The sequence below is a fragment of the Amaricoccus macauensis genome (genome assembly GCF_049800915.1).
GTDB lineage: Bacteria > Pseudomonadota > Alphaproteobacteria > Rhodobacterales > Rhodobacteraceae > Amaricoccus > Amaricoccus macauensis_A.
This window is the reverse complement of sequence record NZ_JBNAFY010000001.1, coordinates 781,107-795,891: the sequence shown is the minus strand read 5'-3', so window position 1 is coordinate 795,891 and position 14,785 is coordinate 781,107. Positions and strand designations below refer to the sequence as shown.

At 64.8% G+C, this 14,785-nt stretch carries 13 protein-coding genes and 1 tRNA gene; 8 read left to right on the top strand and 6 right to left on the bottom strand.

The annotated features are described in order from the left end of the window. Window positions 1-121: 121 nt before the first annotated feature. Window positions 122-907, bottom strand: a complete 786-nt coding sequence (rlmB, locus tag ACP15W_RS03575; RefSeq protein WP_424931447.1) for a 23S rRNA (guanosine(2251)-2'-O)-methyltransferase RlmB — start codon at window positions 905-907, stop codon at window positions 122-124. A gap of 149 nt (window positions 908-1,056) precedes the next feature. Here rlmB and ACP15W_RS03570 point away from each other — a divergent pair. The 6 genes from ACP15W_RS03570 (at window position 1,057) to ACP15W_RS03545 (ending at window position 7,320) form a co-directional block, all read left to right on the top strand. Then, window positions 1,057-1,142, top strand: a tRNA-Tyr gene (locus ACP15W_RS03570). A gap of 191 nt (window positions 1,143-1,333) precedes the next feature. Continuing rightward, on the top strand, window positions 1,334-2,308 hold the full coding sequence (locus tag ACP15W_RS03565) for a 2-hydroxyacid dehydrogenase (RefSeq protein ID WP_424931446.1): 975 nt from the start codon (window positions 1,334-1,336) through the stop codon (window positions 2,306-2,308). Window positions 2,309-2,313: 5 nt separating this feature from the next. Further along, window positions 2,314-4,002 carry a thiamine pyrophosphate-dependent enzyme gene (locus ACP15W_RS03560; RefSeq protein WP_424931610.1) on the top strand — a complete coding sequence of 563 codons (1,689 nt, stop codon included), beginning with the start codon at window positions 2,314-2,316 and terminating at the stop codon, window positions 4,000-4,002. A gap of 129 nt (window positions 4,003-4,131) precedes the next feature. Continuing rightward, complete coding sequence (locus ACP15W_RS03555) at window positions 4,132-4,674, top strand: sigma-70 family RNA polymerase sigma factor (protein ID WP_424931445.1); 543 nt, start codon at window positions 4,132-4,134, stop codon at window positions 4,672-4,674. Then, a complete protein-coding gene (locus ACP15W_RS03550) occupies window positions 4,671-5,441 on the top strand; it encodes an anti-sigma factor (RefSeq protein ID WP_424931444.1) in 771 nt (256 codons plus the stop codon). The genes ACP15W_RS03555 and ACP15W_RS03550 overlap by 4 nt, the downstream gene beginning before the upstream one ends. 643 nt (window positions 5,442-6,084) lie before the next feature. Further along, window positions 6,085-7,320, top strand: a complete 1,236-nt coding sequence (locus ACP15W_RS03545) for a hypothetical protein (RefSeq protein WP_424931443.1) — start codon at window positions 6,085-6,087, stop codon at window positions 7,318-7,320. 106 nt (window positions 7,321-7,426) lie between these two features. On the opposite strand, the gene ACP15W_RS03540 is transcribed toward ACP15W_RS03545, so the two are convergent. Both ACP15W_RS03540 and ACP15W_RS03535 read right to left on the bottom strand, forming a co-directional pair. Then, entirely contained in the window at window positions 7,427-8,809 is a 1,383-nt protein-coding gene (locus tag ACP15W_RS03540; RefSeq protein ID WP_424931442.1) for an ATP-binding protein, read from the bottom strand. Continuing rightward, window positions 8,806-9,519 carry a response regulator gene (locus tag ACP15W_RS03535; RefSeq protein ID WP_424931441.1) on the bottom strand — a complete coding sequence of 238 codons (714 nt, stop codon included), beginning with the start codon at window positions 9,517-9,519 and terminating at the stop codon, window positions 8,806-8,808. The genes ACP15W_RS03540 and ACP15W_RS03535 overlap by 4 nt, the downstream gene beginning before the upstream one ends. A gap of 246 nt (window positions 9,520-9,765) precedes the next feature. On the opposite strand from ACP15W_RS03535, the gene ACP15W_RS03530 reads away from it, so the two are divergent. Beyond that, the gene (locus ACP15W_RS03530; RefSeq protein WP_424931440.1) at window positions 9,766-10,290 is read left to right on the top strand and encodes an EF-hand domain-containing protein; all 525 of its coding nucleotides are present in this window, start codon (window positions 9,766-9,768) and stop codon (window positions 10,288-10,290) included. A 281-nt stretch (window positions 10,291-10,571) separates the two neighbouring features. Here the strand turns inward: ACP15W_RS03530 and ACP15W_RS03525 are convergent, their stop codons facing one another. Beyond that, window positions 10,572-11,153 carry a hypothetical protein gene (locus tag ACP15W_RS03525; RefSeq protein WP_424931439.1) on the bottom strand — a complete coding sequence of 194 codons (582 nt, stop codon included), beginning with the start codon at window positions 11,151-11,153 and terminating at the stop codon, window positions 10,572-10,574. A gap of 228 nt (window positions 11,154-11,381) precedes the next feature. On the opposite strand from ACP15W_RS03525, the gene ACP15W_RS03520 reads away from it, so the two are divergent. Beyond that, a complete protein-coding gene (locus tag ACP15W_RS03520; protein ID WP_424931438.1) occupies window positions 11,382-12,557 on the top strand; it encodes a hypothetical protein in 1,176 nt (391 codons plus the stop codon). Here the strand turns inward: ACP15W_RS03520 and ACP15W_RS03515 are convergent. Both ACP15W_RS03515 and ACP15W_RS03510 read right to left on the bottom strand, forming a co-directional pair. Next, window positions 12,526-13,326: a CatB-related O-acetyltransferase gene (locus tag ACP15W_RS03515; RefSeq protein WP_424931437.1), complete on the bottom strand. Its 801-nt coding sequence runs from the start codon at window positions 13,324-13,326 to the stop codon at window positions 12,526-12,528. The genes ACP15W_RS03520 and ACP15W_RS03515 overlap by 32 nt on opposite strands. Window positions 13,327-13,366: 40 nt before the next feature. Beyond that, window positions 13,367-14,782, bottom strand: coding sequence for a tetratricopeptide repeat protein (locus ACP15W_RS03510; protein WP_424931436.1), 1,416 nt, complete (start codon window positions 14,780-14,782; stop codon window positions 13,367-13,369). Window positions 14,783-14,785: the final 3 nt, after the last annotated feature.

The following is a 14,785-nucleotide window of genomic DNA, read 5'->3' as shown; positions in this document are numbered from 1 at the left end:
AGTGAGATGAAGCAAGGCAGTTCCACGCAACTTGCTTCACCGGATAATATGGGGTCTGGTTTCTTTCCGTGTAGGGCAGTGAATACAATGTGAACGCCCCTTGACCGTGGAAGGTTCCACATCAACTGCGGCGCGCGGCATAAAGCGACACCGCCGCTGCATTGGATACGTTGAGCGACCCGAATTGTCCCGAGGCCGGGATGCGCGCGAGCGTGTCACAAAGATCGCGGGTGAGCTGGCGCAGACCCGGCCCCTCCGAGCCGAGGGCGAGCGCCAGCGGCTGGTCGCCATAGGGCGCAAGCGCCTCTCCCAGTTCCGCATCGCCTTCGCCGTCGAGACCGACAATCGCGTAGCCCATCTCGCGCAGCGCCTCCATGGCCCTCGCCAGGTTGGTCACCCGCAGGTAGGGCTGGCGTTCCAGTGCTCCTGACGCGGATTTCGCCAGCGCGCCGGTCTCGGGCGAGGAATGCCGCGCCGGCGCTACGACCGCTCGCGCGCCAAAAACTTCCGCAGACCGCAGGATCGCACCCACGTTGTGCGGATCGCTGACCCGGTCGAGAAGCAGCACGACGGGCGCTTCCCCGCGCGGTGCGCATCGCTCGGACACCGACCCCCAGTCGAGCGGCTCGACCTCGAGGGCCGCGCCCTGGTGCACCGATTGCGGATCGAGCGGGGCAGGGAACTTCCGTGCATCCCCGATCTCCGGTTCCATGCCGGAGGCGGCGATATCCTCGGCGAGCCGGTCCGCCGCATTGCGCGTGACGATCAGCCGCTTGCGCTTGCGCGCCGGGTTGCGCAGGGCATCGCGCACCGCGTGCAGGCCGAAGAGCCAGACCGTGCTTTCTCCGCCGCCGGCTCCGCGCCGCGCCCGTTCCTTTTCGATCGCCCAGTCTGGTTTCCTGGCCATTGGCCCCTGCCGTTCTTCCGTGATTTCGCCGACATAGGCATGCGACGGGGCGGGAGACAAGACGTGAAGGCATTTTCCGTGTTGACGCTCGCGGCGCGCTGCCCTATGCCCCCGCTACCGCGACGAACGGAGCTTCGGAGCACATCCTTGGAGGGGTGGCAGAGCGGTCAAATGCAACGGACTGTAAATCCGTCGGGGAAACCCTACACTGGTTCGAATCCAGTCCCCTCCACCACTTTCCCACCCTATATAACTTCGAAAGAACCCTGGGTCTAATTTGACCCCCGAGGTTCCGTGCGATCAGCTTCGCGCGACGAGTGGAAATATCTTCCCCGAACTGTTTCAGTCTGAAGTGCTTTCGCTTTAGACAGGACCCACAGTTCAGGCCCGCCACCGGGAAGAGTGGCCGAAGTTGGAGGGACCCCGATGACGAAACCCGATGTGATGATGCTGAGCCCGATGCGCGCGAAGGCCATGGAACAGCTGGAAGCGGCCTACACGCTGCATCGCTACGACCTCGCCGAGGACAAGGCCGCCCTGCTGGCCGAACACGGGCCGAAATGCCGCGCAGTCGCGGCCAACGGGCATGCGCCGCTCACCCGCGACATGATCTCGCAAATGCCGCAGCTCGAACTTGTTGCCTGTTCATCGGCTGGGTTCGAGAGTTTCGATCTCGTGGCCATGGCCGAGCGTGGCATTCGTCTCACCAACAGTTCGCCCGCGCTTTGCGACGAGGTGGCCGATACCGCGATCCTGCTGATGATGGCCGCCCGCCGCGGGCTGGTGCCGGGCGATGCCTATGTCCGGTCGGGTGACTGGGCCGCGAAAGGCCCGTTTCCCCTGCGCACCACCCTCAAGGGCAAGGTTCTGGGCATTGTGGGGCTCGGCACGGTGGGCCAGGCCATTGCCCGGCGCGCGGATGTCATGGGGATGGATGTGCGTTACTGGAACCGGCGCGAGAAAGACGCGCCCTGGACCTTTGTGGCGGACCTGAGACGGCTGGCCGAACAGGCCGACAATCTCGTCGTGATCGTCGCGGGCGGGGAGGGGACGCGGAGCCTCATTTCGCGCGAGATCATGGAGGCGCTTGGCCCCGAGGGGCTTCTGGTCAATGTCGCGCGCGGCTCGGTGGTGGATGAACCCGCCTTGATCGAGGCGCTTCGCAGCGGTGCCCTGGGCCATGCCGCGCTCGATGTCTTCGCCTCCGAGCCCGATGTCGACCCGCAGCTCACGGCTCTGCCCAACGTCACGCTCTTTCCCCATCACGGGTCCGGCACGGTGGAGACGCGCGACGCAATGTCGCAACTCGTGGTGGACAACCTCGCCGCACTCTATGCCGGCCAAGATCTGCTGACCCCGGTGGATCTCTCGGGCTACCTGCCGCAAGAGGCCCGCGCGTGACCGAGGTGACGCGCCACGGCGGACAGCTTCTCGCCGAATGTCTCGCCGCGCTCGGCGCAAACATGGCCTTCGGTGTGCCGGGTGAAAGCTATCTCGCCCTGCTCGACGGGCTCCACGACACCGCCGGCAGGCTCGATTTCGTGAACTGCCGTCATGAGGGCGGCGCGAGCTTCATGGCCGCTGCCTGGGGCAAGCTGACCGGACAGCCCGGCATCTGCATGGTCACACGCGGTCCCGGTGCGACGAATGCCTCGATCGGCGTTCATACTGCCATGCAGGACAGCGCACCGATGATCCTCCTCGTCGGCCAGATCGGGCGTGCCATGCGCGGGCGCGAGGCCTTCCAGGAACTCGACTACCGCGCCGTTTTCGGCACCATCGCCAAATGGGCCGTGGAAATCGAGGATGCCGACCGCATCCCGGAGATCCTGGCGCGCGCCTGGAAGACCGCGCTCACCGGCCGCCCCGGCCCGGTGGTGATCGCGCTGCCCGAGGACATGCTTTCGAGCCGCACGAAAGCCCAGCCCCTGACCGGCCCGGCCACCTGCCTCGAACCGCACCCCGCTCCCGAGGCGCTGACGGAGGTCTGTTCCATCCTCGCGGAGGCCGACCGCCCGCTGATCCTCTATGGTGGCTGCAACTGGACGCGCGCGGGCAGTGCGGCGCTTCAGGCCTTCGCCGAACGCTCCGATATCCCGGTTCTCTCCGTCTTCCGCTACCAAGACCAGTTCGACAATCTCTCCCCCGTGTTCTGCGGCGAGGCGGGCGTCGGCATGACCGGGGCGGTGCGCGACCTGATCACCGGCGCCGACGTTATCCTCGCCATCAACACCCGCTTCGGCGAGAACACGACCGAAGGCTGGACCCTTCTCGATGTTCCGGTTCCGCAGCAGCGCCTGATCCATGTGCACGCCTCCGACCTCGAGCTCGGCAAGGTCTACCAGCCCGAGCTTGGCATCCACGCCGGCCCCAACGCCTTCGCCATCGCGCTGGCCGAAACCCCGGACACCGGTCCCCCGGCCGGCCCACGTGCCGATTGGCGGGCTGCGGCGCGCCAGGCCTGGGAAGACGGTTTCGTGCTCGACGACCTGCCCGGTCCGGTCGACATGGGCAAGATCACGGCGCATCTCGACGCGATCCTGCCCGAAGATGCGATCCTCACCAACGGCGCGGGGAATTTCACCGTCTGGCCCAACAAGTTCTTCCGCTATGGCCCCGAGGCCCGACTCCTCGCGCCGCAATCGGGCGCGATGGGTTACGGCCTTCCCGCGGCCATCGCTGCCAGGCTCGCCGAGCCGACCCGAACCGTGGTCTGTTTCGCCGGCGACGGCGACTTCCAGATGACCTGCGCCGAGCTTGCCACCGCCGCACAGCATGACGCCCGGCCCATCGTCCTCATCGTGAACAATGGAATCTACGGCACGATCCGCGCCCACCAGGAGCGGCGCTACCCAGCCCGGGTCATTGGCACCGACATGAACGCGAACCCCGATTTCGTTACCCTCGGAAAGGCCTACGGCTTTCACGCCGAACGGGTCGAGACTACGGCGGCATTCGAAGCCGCCTTTGCCCGGGCCCAAGCCTCGAAAACCGGTGCCGTGCTCGATCTCACCGTCTCGCCCGAAGCCCTCACCCCGCGCATGAGCCTCTCGGCCACGCGCGCCGCAGCGCTGGCTGCACGCAACCGGACCTGACACGCCCCCTCGGGGGGGCGCGACCACACTCCGCCACCGGTCTCCGGAGAAAGTGGCTTGCAATGATGGACATTTGCATCCGGATCGCTCTCTATCGGGTAGTCAGGATATGGGCGGTGATTCCGACAGATGGACCTACAGAGCGACTTCGACTACGCGGGCAAGCTTCAGGCCTGCGCGCGCGGCGACGAGGGCGCGCTCCGCGATCTGTTCGATCACGAGGGCCCGAAGTTGACCGGTGTCGCGATGCGTATCCTCCATCGACGTGATCTAGCCGAGGAAGCGGTGCAGGACGGCTTCGTCCGGATCTGGAAGAATGCCGCCACCTTCGACCCTGCGCTCGGCTCCGGCAGGGGCTGGATCTACGCGATCATCCGCTATCGCGCGCTCAATCTGCTCCGCGACCGGAGCCGCGAGGACGCGGTAGACCCCTCGGACCTCGACCGGATGCGCGAGCAAACGATTGAAGAGGCGGGCACGGACCTCGACAGCGAGGGCCTGCTCCGTCACTGCCTCGACGCGCTCGACCAGAGGCCGCGCAAGGCGATCCTGCTGACCTACGTGCTGGGAATGACCCACGGCGAGGTCGCGGGCCGGATGCATGTGCCACTCGGAACGGCGAAGGCCTGGATCCGCCGCGCGCTCGCAGCCCTTCGGGAGTGCATGTCATGAACGACCTGCACACACTGGCGGACGAATACGTGATCGGCCTGCTCGATCCTGCCGAGGCCGAAGAGGTCGCCGCGCGCATCACCTATCCCGTGACACCGGAGGACAGCGAGCTTGCCCGACTGGTGGGTGGGGCCCGCGACCGGTTGCTGCCGCTCGATCTCTCCGCGCCCGCCCTCGCGCCGTCCGAGGGCTTGTGGTCCCGAATCGAGGCCGGGATCGCCGCGCAGGACGCCGACGAGACCGAGGCCATCCCGCTTGGTGAGCCTGCGCCGGTTCGCCCGACACCGGAGACTGTCGTGCCCCTGCGAAAGCCGGTCTCCCAACCGCGCGCTGCCTGGAAGCTTCCCGCGCTCGCCAGCATGGCCGCTGCAGTTCTTCTGGCCGCAGGGCTCGCCTGGCAGGTCTTCCGGGCCGAAACGCCGGAACTGATGGTGGTTCTCGTGAACGACACCGGAAGCGCGGTTGCCGTGCTCGAAGCCTATGCCGATAATTCCGTCTTGGTGACACCACTGGCCGATGCCAACCCCTCGGCGCAGCAGACACTCCAGCTCTGGACCAAGCCCGATCCGGACGGTCCGCCGGTTTCGGTCGGCGTGCTCGACACCACCGCCCAGGTGCGTGTGCCCGGACCGGCATTGCCCCGGCCCTCCGAAAACCAGCTTTACGAGATCACGATCGAGCCCGTCGGCGGCTCGCCCACCGGACTGCCCACCGGCCCGGTTTTCGGCGTCGGCAATGCACAGGCCCCGGTTCTGCGCGACGGCTGAGGCGCAGGGCGTCGAGCTCGCGTTGAATTTCAAAGCAAAATTCTGACTGGATTCAGCTGACCTTTCAGAGGGTTGTCCGGTGCTGGCTTCGCTTTTCCGAGAAAAATCGCGTTTCGCTGCATCCGTAAGCGGCGCGCGGGGGTAGCCCCTATGCAGGCGACAAGCCGAATGGCGAGGCGAAAGACGTGGGGCAGAAGCAGATCGCATGAAATGAGAGAGAATTCTGGTTCCGCTCCGGGGGGCGACCCTCGGATGCGGAGGCGGACGGGCGAAGTGCACTGGGGGTGGGGCTTCGTCCGTCCGGTTGTCCCGGGGCAGGGCGATGCAAGCCCGTGCTCCGGGCCGGACGGGAAACGCCGGGTCCTGGAGTATCGAGTGTATGTAACGAGCATGTCGTGCGACCTGAATGGGCCGGACCATGTCCAAGCGATTTGGAACCTGTGCGCGACAGATGTGTTGAAGGTGCGGTGTCACATTGGCACCGGGGCCCGGCGTTTCTACTCAGGTGCGCTTCTTGGGAATACAGGCTGCCGAACCGCGTCAAATTTGCCTGTTCGTGCCCGGTGCAGTCGTTTGCAGAGTATTACAGGTATTTAATCTGGCATGAGTTGAGCGTATTAAACAAATGGGGAGGGTGACCGGAATGTCTCTGGATTCGATGGACCGTGCGGACGAGACGCAGAACGATCGCGCGTCCGGCGACAGGTACGAGTCCGTTCGCGGCTCCTCCGAGAGGAGCGCGCGAGAATCCCGCGACATTTCCGCATTGCGCCGTGCTCTGGGCCAACCGCTCGCGAAAGGCGGCATTGCCGCGCGCGAGACTGTCGCGCCAGAGCCTGCCGGGAACCCCGCCGAGGAACAGCCCACCCGCCCGGTTCCTGAAGCGTTCGTCGAGGCGCCGGAGCCGTCCGGTCCCGCCCTCGCGCCCGCACCTCATGTTTCTCACAGGCTAGATGTTGGGCCCGCGGCCTTGCCACGTGAAGCGCGAGAGAGGAAATCTCCCCGCGGATTGCGCTGGATCGGCGCGGTCATTGCTCCGCCCGTGGTATTGGGGGTCGGTCTCTTTGTTCTCGACCGGCCCGTGCCGGCCGTACCGCCCGAAATTTTCGCTTCAGCGGCCGACCTGCCTTCACTCCAGGCGGAAAGCGCGCCTGTTCCACCGGACTTTCAACCGACCTCCGCGCCTTTGCGCGTGGTTGCCGAACTCCCTGCTCCCCTCATTCCAGAGGCGGAGGAGCCCCCCACTCATCCCCTGCACGCATCGGCCATCGGAATTGCGCGATCCTCCCTGGCGCTTCCGGCCCTGCAGGGGATGGGTACTGCGGAATTGCCTGTCCTCGATCCTCCGCCCCGACGTGTGGCGACCGTTCCGGGTGCCGCACCGCGCCTGTTCGAGCCGGGTCTGACGACCGACGAGGCAGATCCTGTTGCTGCGTCCGTTCTCCCGCCTCAACCTTCTCCCTCGCCGGTCTCGGAGGCGGATGTCGAATGGCAAGGTGCGGCAGGCAGTCAATTGTCCGATGCGGCAACGGTTGAGGAAGCGCGTACGGCCGATCCCGTATCACAGTCCGAACCCGCCGCATCCGGGCCCGCGGAGCCGCGGGTCGTGGTGCACTACATGTCGGCGGTCGGACGGGAGGATGCCGAGGCGACCATTGCCGCGCTCCGGGTGAGTGGCTTCTCCAACATCGAAGCCCGCGCTGTGCCCTTCGGAATCTCCGTGAGCAACGTGCGCTACTATTTCGAAAGTGATCTCGACGCTGCACGCCGGTCTGTCTCGGCACTCGGCTGGGATCGTACGCCGGCCGTTCTGCGCGATTTCAGTTTCTACGATCCGCTGCCTTCCCGCGGTACGATCGAGATCTGGGTGGGCCAGTAGCGGTCGTCGCGGGCAGGGGCCATGCTCGGTTGCCTTACAGAAAGCCATATCGAAACCATACGGAAACCATACCGATTCCATATCGCGTTTCGGTGCCGATTGGCCGTCATGGACCGGGGTCGGGGTGACCCTTCAGCGGCAGCCGCACGACCGCACGAAGCCCACCTGTCTCGCGGTTCTCGAGCGTGATCGTGCCCGCCTGCGCAAGGATGATATTGCGTGCGATGGAGAGCCCCAGTCCGGCTCCGCCCGTCTCTACGCTGCGGCTGTCATCGCCGCGCACGAAAGGATCAAACATCGCCTCGATACGCTCCTCCGGGATGCCCGGACCAGTGTCTGCAACCTCGATGATTGCGCTCTTCTGGTCCCGTTGCAGCGTGACCTGCGCGCTTCCACCGTATCTCCGCGCATTGTCGATGAGGTTCCCGATGGCGCGGCGCAGCGCCACGGGTCGGGCGGAGACGCTCGCCGGTCGTGTGACGCCGAGATCCGCCTGCAAGTCCTCGCAGATCTGGCGCAGAAATGTTTCGAGATCAATATCTTGCACATCCTCCGCCGCCCCCGCTCCCTTGGCGTAGGCCACCAGGCCATCGGCCATGACCGTCATCTCGTCGAGGGTGCGGATCATCGGTTCGGCTTCGGCTTCGTCGAGCATCTCGGCCCTGATCCGCAGCGATGTGATGGGCGTGCGCAGGTCGTGCCCTACGGCGGCGAGCGTGCGCATCCGTTCCGCGTCGAAGCGCGCGATGCGTTCCTGCATGTCGTTGAAGGCCGCGGCGGCGGCCCGCAGTTCCCGTGCGCCGTCTTCCGGCACCCGCACCGTGCGATCCCCATGCCCGGCTGCGCGCGTAGCCTCGGCAAGCCGTGCGAGAGGCCGCGTGAGACGGCGCACGAAGATCAGCCCTGTCGCCAGCACCACCACAAGCGAGAGGATGGGCACCGTCAGGACGGATCGAGACGGTTGCCTCGGCGGCATCGGCCGGAAGACGCGGGATCGCGCGTTAAGCCATTGTTCCGGACCGTCTATCTCCAGTCGAACCGAAATTGAAACCGACCCGAGCCGCGGTTCGGATCGACCTTCGCCATCCCTTTGCTCTCTGCGTCTGTCCCGCTCGTCGCGCAGGGCAAGAACCCGTATTTCGCGGCCCGGCAGGGCATCCCGAAAGGCCTCTTCGAGTGCCCGGGACTCGGCATCCCGACCCGAAACAGCCACCTGCGGTGCAGGCCCGATGGTGATGCGTGACAGCCGCCCGGAGGCATCTTCCGCCAACCCGCGCCGTGCATCGGGATCAATGGCTTCGAGCGGTGGCACCAGAGAAACGATCTGATCGAAGGCCCGTGTTCTCTGGACCTCACGGTCGAACCGGCTCCGCTCGAGAGACAGGAGCCCCAGACCCACAAGGTTCACCGTCAGCAGGGCAAAGATCAGCACAAGCGCGAACCGGCCTGCGAGACCATCGGGCAATACCTTTTTCGCGAGGTTTTTCATGCGTCCTCGACGTCTGCGGCAAGAAGATAGCCGCCGCCCCATTGCGTCACGATGAACCTGGGATTGGCAGGGTCGGCCTCGATCTTGCGGCGAAGCCGGCTGATCGTGTTGTCTATGGCCCGGTCATAGGCCTTTGCCTCGCGCCCGGCCGTGAGATCGAGAAGCCGCGCACGGCTGAGAACTGTGCGGGGATGGTCCAGCATTGCTCCCAAGAGCCGGCTTTCCCCTGAGGTCAGTTCGATAGACGCACCATCCGGCCCCTCGAGGGACTGGGTTGCCGGATCGTGGATCCAGTCGCCGAACCGCCGCCGATCCGAAGGGATCTGGGGCTCGGGTGCGGGTGTGCGGCGGAGGACTGCGCGGATACGGGCCAGCAATTCGCGCGGATTGAAGGGTTTGACCATGTAGTCATCGGCGCCGAGTTCGAGGCCGACGATCCGATCGGTATCGTCCGCCATTGCCGTGAGCAGGATGACTGGCGGGCCGCCACGCGCCACAAGCCACCGGCACAAGCTCAACCCGTCTTCGCCCGGCATCATGATATCGAGCACGACCAGCGCTATGACCGCCTCGTCGATGGCCTCGCGCGCCTCAGTTGCGTTCGCGGCCAGCCGGGTGCGGAAGCCCTGCTTGCGCAGATACTGGCCCAGCGGCTCGCGAATATCGCGCGCGTCATCGACGATCAGGATCTGGGGCTCGGTGCTCTCCAAGGGTCGCGTCTCCCGTCCATGTGCTCGTATTGCCTACCTGAATACGTCCCGACGAGGTGAAATTTCCATCATCAAACAGGGGCGCGCGGAAGAGAATTGTCGCAGATTGTCGCAAGCCCGATCCATGCGACAGGATGCGACAAACTGGCCCCGCCGCTGACAAACCTTCTGCGAAAGAAACCCTTAGATGGGGGTCATCGGGACACGAGGCGTCCCGCCAAACTGAAAGAAGAAGGAAAGACTCTCATGAAACAGCCGAAGATCATCGCCGCAGGTCTCGTCGCTCTCGGGCTTGCTGCCGCCGGTGCGGCAATCGCCACTGCCCAGGAAGCCGTTCCCGCCGAGCCCGGTCAGGGTCCGCGCGCAGAGATGCAGGTAAAGCCCGCCCATTTCCGGGGTGAGCGCGGAGACCGGGAGCATGGCGGACGCGATGGCGGACGCCGTGGCCACGAGATGTTCCAGGAGATCTTCATCCAGGTCGATGCGGATGGCAACGGCGCCGTGACCCAGGAAGAGATCGACACCTTCCGGGCCAACAAGGTTGCCGAAGCGGATACATCGGGTGATGGTGCCCTGTCGATCGAGGAGTTCGATACCGTCTACCGCGAACTGACCCGCTCGCGCATGGTCGATGCCTTCCAGCGTCTTGATGCGGATGGAGACGGCGTGATCACCGATGCCGAACTCGACCAGCGTTTTGCCCATGTTGTCGATCGCATGGATCGCAACGGCGACGGAGCCATCAGCAAGGAAGATCGCGGTCGCCGCTGATTTCCCTCAAGGCGTCGTTGGCAAATCGATGCCTTGACACATTGAGTGATCTCGCCGGGGCCGCTCGACGCGCGCCCCGGTTGCCTTTCGTCTTTTGTCATTTGAAGCCGCCATGTCCAAACGTCTCAGTCCCTGTGGGTTCTGGGCGCTGCTAGGCTGGACCCACGCCCAAGCCCCACCGCTGCCCTGGTGCATTTCGCGCCGCTGGTCTTGGCGAAGGCATACCGGAGCATGGATTGAGACAGGCGCCGTCGCGCGCGCCATCAAGGCACGGCTCAGTCTTAGCCCTGAAGCATCGAGAAGATACCGAGCGTCAACGACCCCACGGCGATCAGAAGAGCCGCTCCGGCAATCAACCTGAGGCTCTTGTCGTTCTGGCTCCCGTCAGGACGGTCAGAGGGCGCAACGCGCTCCTCCAGCCGAGCCTGAACGACTTCGATACGCTCGAGCATGTCTCGAAAACCTGCAAGGCTTTCCTCGTTGCTGCCCGAGCCCTGCTTCCGCAACCGGGCGATATCGGCGCGGAGGGAAATCACTTCCTCGAATGTCCGCTCCAGCAGACGGCGCCCCGGATCGCTTGAAGGGGCCGCTTTTCCAATCGGGCGGAGGGGGGCGCGGGTTCCGTCCGCGGCCCGCGCGATTGCGGTTACGGCGAATTCCATGCCCAGTTCGGCTTGCGGGGCGAGTTCCGCCACGAAGCCGTATTTGCCGGTCCCGATGCCGCCACGGACGAGATCCTCCCGGTGCCGATCCGCATGAACGGTGACGACATGCCGCCCATCGCGATAGATCTCCACATCGACGGCGGCCTCAGGGTCGGACCGGTCTATGGCCCATCCAACGACGCGGCCCGGTCGGGACACGTCCACCACTCCATTGAGCCGTTGGGTTTTTGCGCCATCATCCGGGTCTTGCCCTGCCTTTTCCGTCCTCTGTGACGATCCATCGGCTGGGGGTCTTTCGTGGTCGAGCATGGTTCGAAGGCCTTCGGCGTTCAGGAATTGGTAAGCGCTTGTCGGGTGTATCAGGGTGATCCCCCGTTCCGGTCCCTAGCGTGGCTCGGTTAACACTCCTGCAACGAGAGGACAGAAATGGCCGCAATGGTGAAGCTTCCGTTTCTGGCATGCCTGTTTTCCATAACGAGCACCGTGGTGGCTGCCGGTGACGGTCTCGAAATCATGGGGCAGGCCGAGACGGTCTATGATTGGCAGGCGGAACGCTGTGCGCGCTGGGACATTCCCGACACGCCCGCTCGTGCCTGGCGAGACGACATGGGCATGGTGCATCTGCTTGCCGGCTCGGAGGAGACGCGGATCAGTTCGGGCCCGAGCCTTTCACGTCTGACGCGCAGTTGCGAAGTCGCGCACCGGGGTGGCAACTTCGATGATCCCGGCGCCTATGATGATCGGGTCTGGATCGCTTCCACCTACCGCGAGGCCGGGCGGCTGATTGCCCTGGCGCATGTCGAATTCCATGGACATCGCAGGCGCGACCTTTGCCCGGCAGGCGACTACATGGCGTGCTGGTGGAACGCCATCGTCGAACTCGTCTCCGAAGATGGGGGACGGAGCTTCCAGAACCCTGCTGGGGCAAGCGAATTGGTGGCATCCTTGCCCTATCGCCCCGGGTTCGACACCGGGCAGCGAGAGGGGTATTTCAGTCCCAGCAACATTCTGAGGCGTGGGGATCACCTCTACGCCTTAATCTTTGCAGAAGCATACGAGGCACAAAAGCGCGGCGCGTGTCTGATCCGGCGTCCTGTCGGTGGCGGTCCCGATGATTGGCGCGCCTGGGATGGTACCGGATTTTCGGCAAGATTTGTCGATCCGTTTCGCGAAGCGCCGCCCGAGCCCGCAGTTCATGTCTGCGCCCCGGTCCCTGGAATTGTCAGCACGCTTTCGTCTGTCGTCCGGCATCGCGGGAGCGGGACATATGTCGCGGTGACGCCCGCGACCCTGCGCGATGGTGACGGGCCGAGGGTCAGCGGTATCTGGTGGACGCGCTCGACGGATCTCCTGGTTTGGGAGAAGCCCGAGCTTCTTCTGGAGGTTCCGCTCCTCTGGCGCAGAGATTGCGCCGCGCCCGCAGCCCATGCCTATCCCTCGCTCCTCGATGAGAGCAGTCATTCGGACAACTTCGAGGATATCGGCGACGACTTCTGGCTCTATCTCGTGAGAATGCCACTCGGGGAGGACTGCAGCGTCGGCCCCGAGCGCGATCTCATCCGCTTTCCCGTCAGCCTGCGTCTCTCAGGGGCTGCTCGGTAAACCTTGCCGCCAGCCCATGGGGATCGGCCAGATCCTCGGCGCTGATCATGCGGCCGCTATAGGGCGCAACCTTGCCGTTGCCGATCTTTTCCTCGAGCACTCCCAGCGCACGCTCGACATCGTCGAACGGAGCCTCGAAGAGATCGTATATGTTGTAGTTCCACCACTTGATCGAAAGAAGCCGTTCTACGATCAGGTCCGGGAATCTCAGGCGCAGGACCTTGCCCGGCGTCCCCACGACGATGGCATAGGGCGGCACATCCTTCAGGACCGTGGCCCGCGCTCCGATGATTGCCCCTGCGCCGATCCGCACGCCCGACTTGATGAAGGCGCCCTGACCGATCCAGACGTCGGGACCAAGCGTGGTAACCGGGCAGCTCTGCGGGAAGGGCCGCTTGTTGGTGCGAACGAAAGGCAGGTTGGGGCCGGCCATCAACTCGTCCCAGCCGTTGACCTGCGGATAGTAGGCCGCGCGCGATGTGGTCAGCCAGTTCGTCGGGTGCTCGTGCGAACCGATCACCACGCCGCTCGCAATGGAGCAATAGCGCCCCACCCGAACGTTGTTCAGCGTGCCGCCACTGAGATTGCAGAATGCGCCGACCTCAAGGAAGGCACCCGGTGTCACGGTCGAGAGAATGGACGTCGGGGTTTCGATCCTCGATCCGGAGAGCAGGCGGTTGGTCTTGGCAAGGCCCGCGAGCTTGACCCCGGCGGAAGCCAGGGTGGAGCGAAGCTGTGGTGTCAGTGAGATGTCGATGTGCTGTGTCACGGCCGAAATCCTCGGATCACTGGTTACTACTCGAAACAGGTCAGGCAGTACGCGCCTGGGGTGGAGGGGTCTCGGCGGCCGCAATGGCCGCCTCGATATTCGTCAGACAGGTGCGCGAGGCTTCGTGGCCCGGATTGAGTGAAAGCGCCTTGGCCTGTGCGTCCCGAGCCCCGTGGAGATCGTCGCTCCTCCTCAGGACGACACCGTAAAAGTGCCAGTATTCGAAGTTGTCCGGGCCGAGTTCCGCCGCCTTAGCAGCGGCCTTGCGCGCCTCCTGAAGCCGTTCGCTCTGCAGGAGATATTCGCCGAGCACGCGGTAGACCGGAGCATGATGCGGCAGCCACGATCGGGCGGCCCGCAGCGTGGCGATCGCCTGTTCAGTTTCTCCGCGCTGCCATAGAAGGCGTGCATCGCGGATGGAGACTTCGGCTTCGAGCCTGCGGATTTCCCTTGTCGCCTCGGTTTGCAAGCGTGCCGCGATCTCGCCGAAATCCTCGAGCGATGCGCCCGCGATCTGAGACCTTTCCGGGTAGCTGCTGAAATCCTCCCGGAAGAGCGTTTCCCGTTCCGGAAAATAGCGCGCGCGCACCGCGTCGTTGGAGGCGCGGTACATGGCATAGAAAGCCTCGGCCTCGGATCGGGTCGGTTTCGCCCCGCTGCCGGGATAGAGAGCAGCGAGCCGACCCGACAGCGGACCCAGCACGGCATCAAGCGGCAGGCCCTCGATTGGGGCGAGATGGGGGTTGAGAACGCGGAGAAAGTCCTGCGCACGGGGCGAGATGGACTCGTTCAGGTGAGGCGTTTCGCCAAACTGTTCCGGTGTGCCGATATCCCAGCAGCGAAGAAAGTCGCTGATGACCGATCCGTCCGCGAGTTCCTTGCGGTCGAAAAGCCGCACGGTCACATTGGCCTGTCCGAAGCAGGCCTCCCAGAGCCGGAGCGAAAGGTCGTAGTTGAAATAGGGATCGCTGTCGTTCGTTCGGGGCAGGATGTCCGTCCCCGAACCACCGCTTTTCAACCGGGTGGAGTAGAGACTGACCGCCACCTGATCCTGGCGGCGAAGATAGATGCAGACCCGGATATCGTCGAAATAGCGCGCCAGAAACCGCCGCAGGGTCTCGATCTCCGAAAGGCTCGTCAGGCGGCTATGGCAATGCTCATTGCAGAAGATTGCCGTCTCGCTGCCCTCGAGTTCCGCATCGGCCGCTGCTTCCAGCCGCTGGCGCACGGGGGCGACATCGGCCACCGAGTGAATGCCGAAGGCGCTGCGGAGCGGCTCCATTCGGTCTGGGACCATGGCATAGGCTGCAAGTCCGGTCTGGTTCACGTCGCCACAGAACCTGGGGTAGATGAAGCCTTTCTCGCGGAGACGGTCTCGATTGGCCGCCAGAAACCCCTGAAGGCTGGTCGTGCCGGTCTTTTCCGTGCCGATCTGCAGGATAGCGCGTCGGGTCATGCT

Excerpts from the sequence above, each read along its gene's own strand:
- ACP15W_RS03550 (WP_424931444.1), top strand. The coding sequence starts at position 4,671 with ATGAACGACCTGCACACACTGGCGGACGAATACGTGATCGGCCTGCTC.
- ACP15W_RS03530 (WP_424931440.1), top strand. The coding sequence starts at position 9,766 with ATGAAACAGCCGAAGATCATCGCCGCAGGTCTCGTCGCTCTCGGGCTT.
- ACP15W_RS03510 (WP_424931436.1), bottom strand. The coding sequence starts at position 14,782 with ATGACCCGACGCGCTATCCTGCAGATCGGCACGGAAAAGACCGGCACG.
- ACP15W_RS03555 (WP_424931445.1), top strand. The coding sequence starts at position 4,132 with ATGGACCTACAGAGCGACTTCGACTACGCGGGCAAGCTTCAGGCCTGC.
- ACP15W_RS03545 (WP_424931443.1), top strand. The coding sequence starts at position 6,085 with ATGTCTCTGGATTCGATGGACCGTGCGGACGAGACGCAGAACGATCGC.
- rlmB (WP_424931447.1), bottom strand. The coding sequence starts at position 907 with ATGGCCAGGAAACCAGACTGGGCGATCGAAAAGGAACGGGCGCGGCGC.
- ACP15W_RS03540 (WP_424931442.1), bottom strand. The coding sequence starts at position 8,809 with ATGAAAAACCTCGCGAAAAAGGTATTGCCCGATGGTCTCGCAGGCCGG.
- ACP15W_RS03565 (WP_424931446.1), top strand. The coding sequence starts at position 1,334 with ATGACGAAACCCGATGTGATGATGCTGAGCCCGATGCGCGCGAAGGCC.
- ACP15W_RS03520 (WP_424931438.1), top strand. The coding sequence starts at position 11,382 with ATGGCCGCAATGGTGAAGCTTCCGTTTCTGGCATGCCTGTTTTCCATA.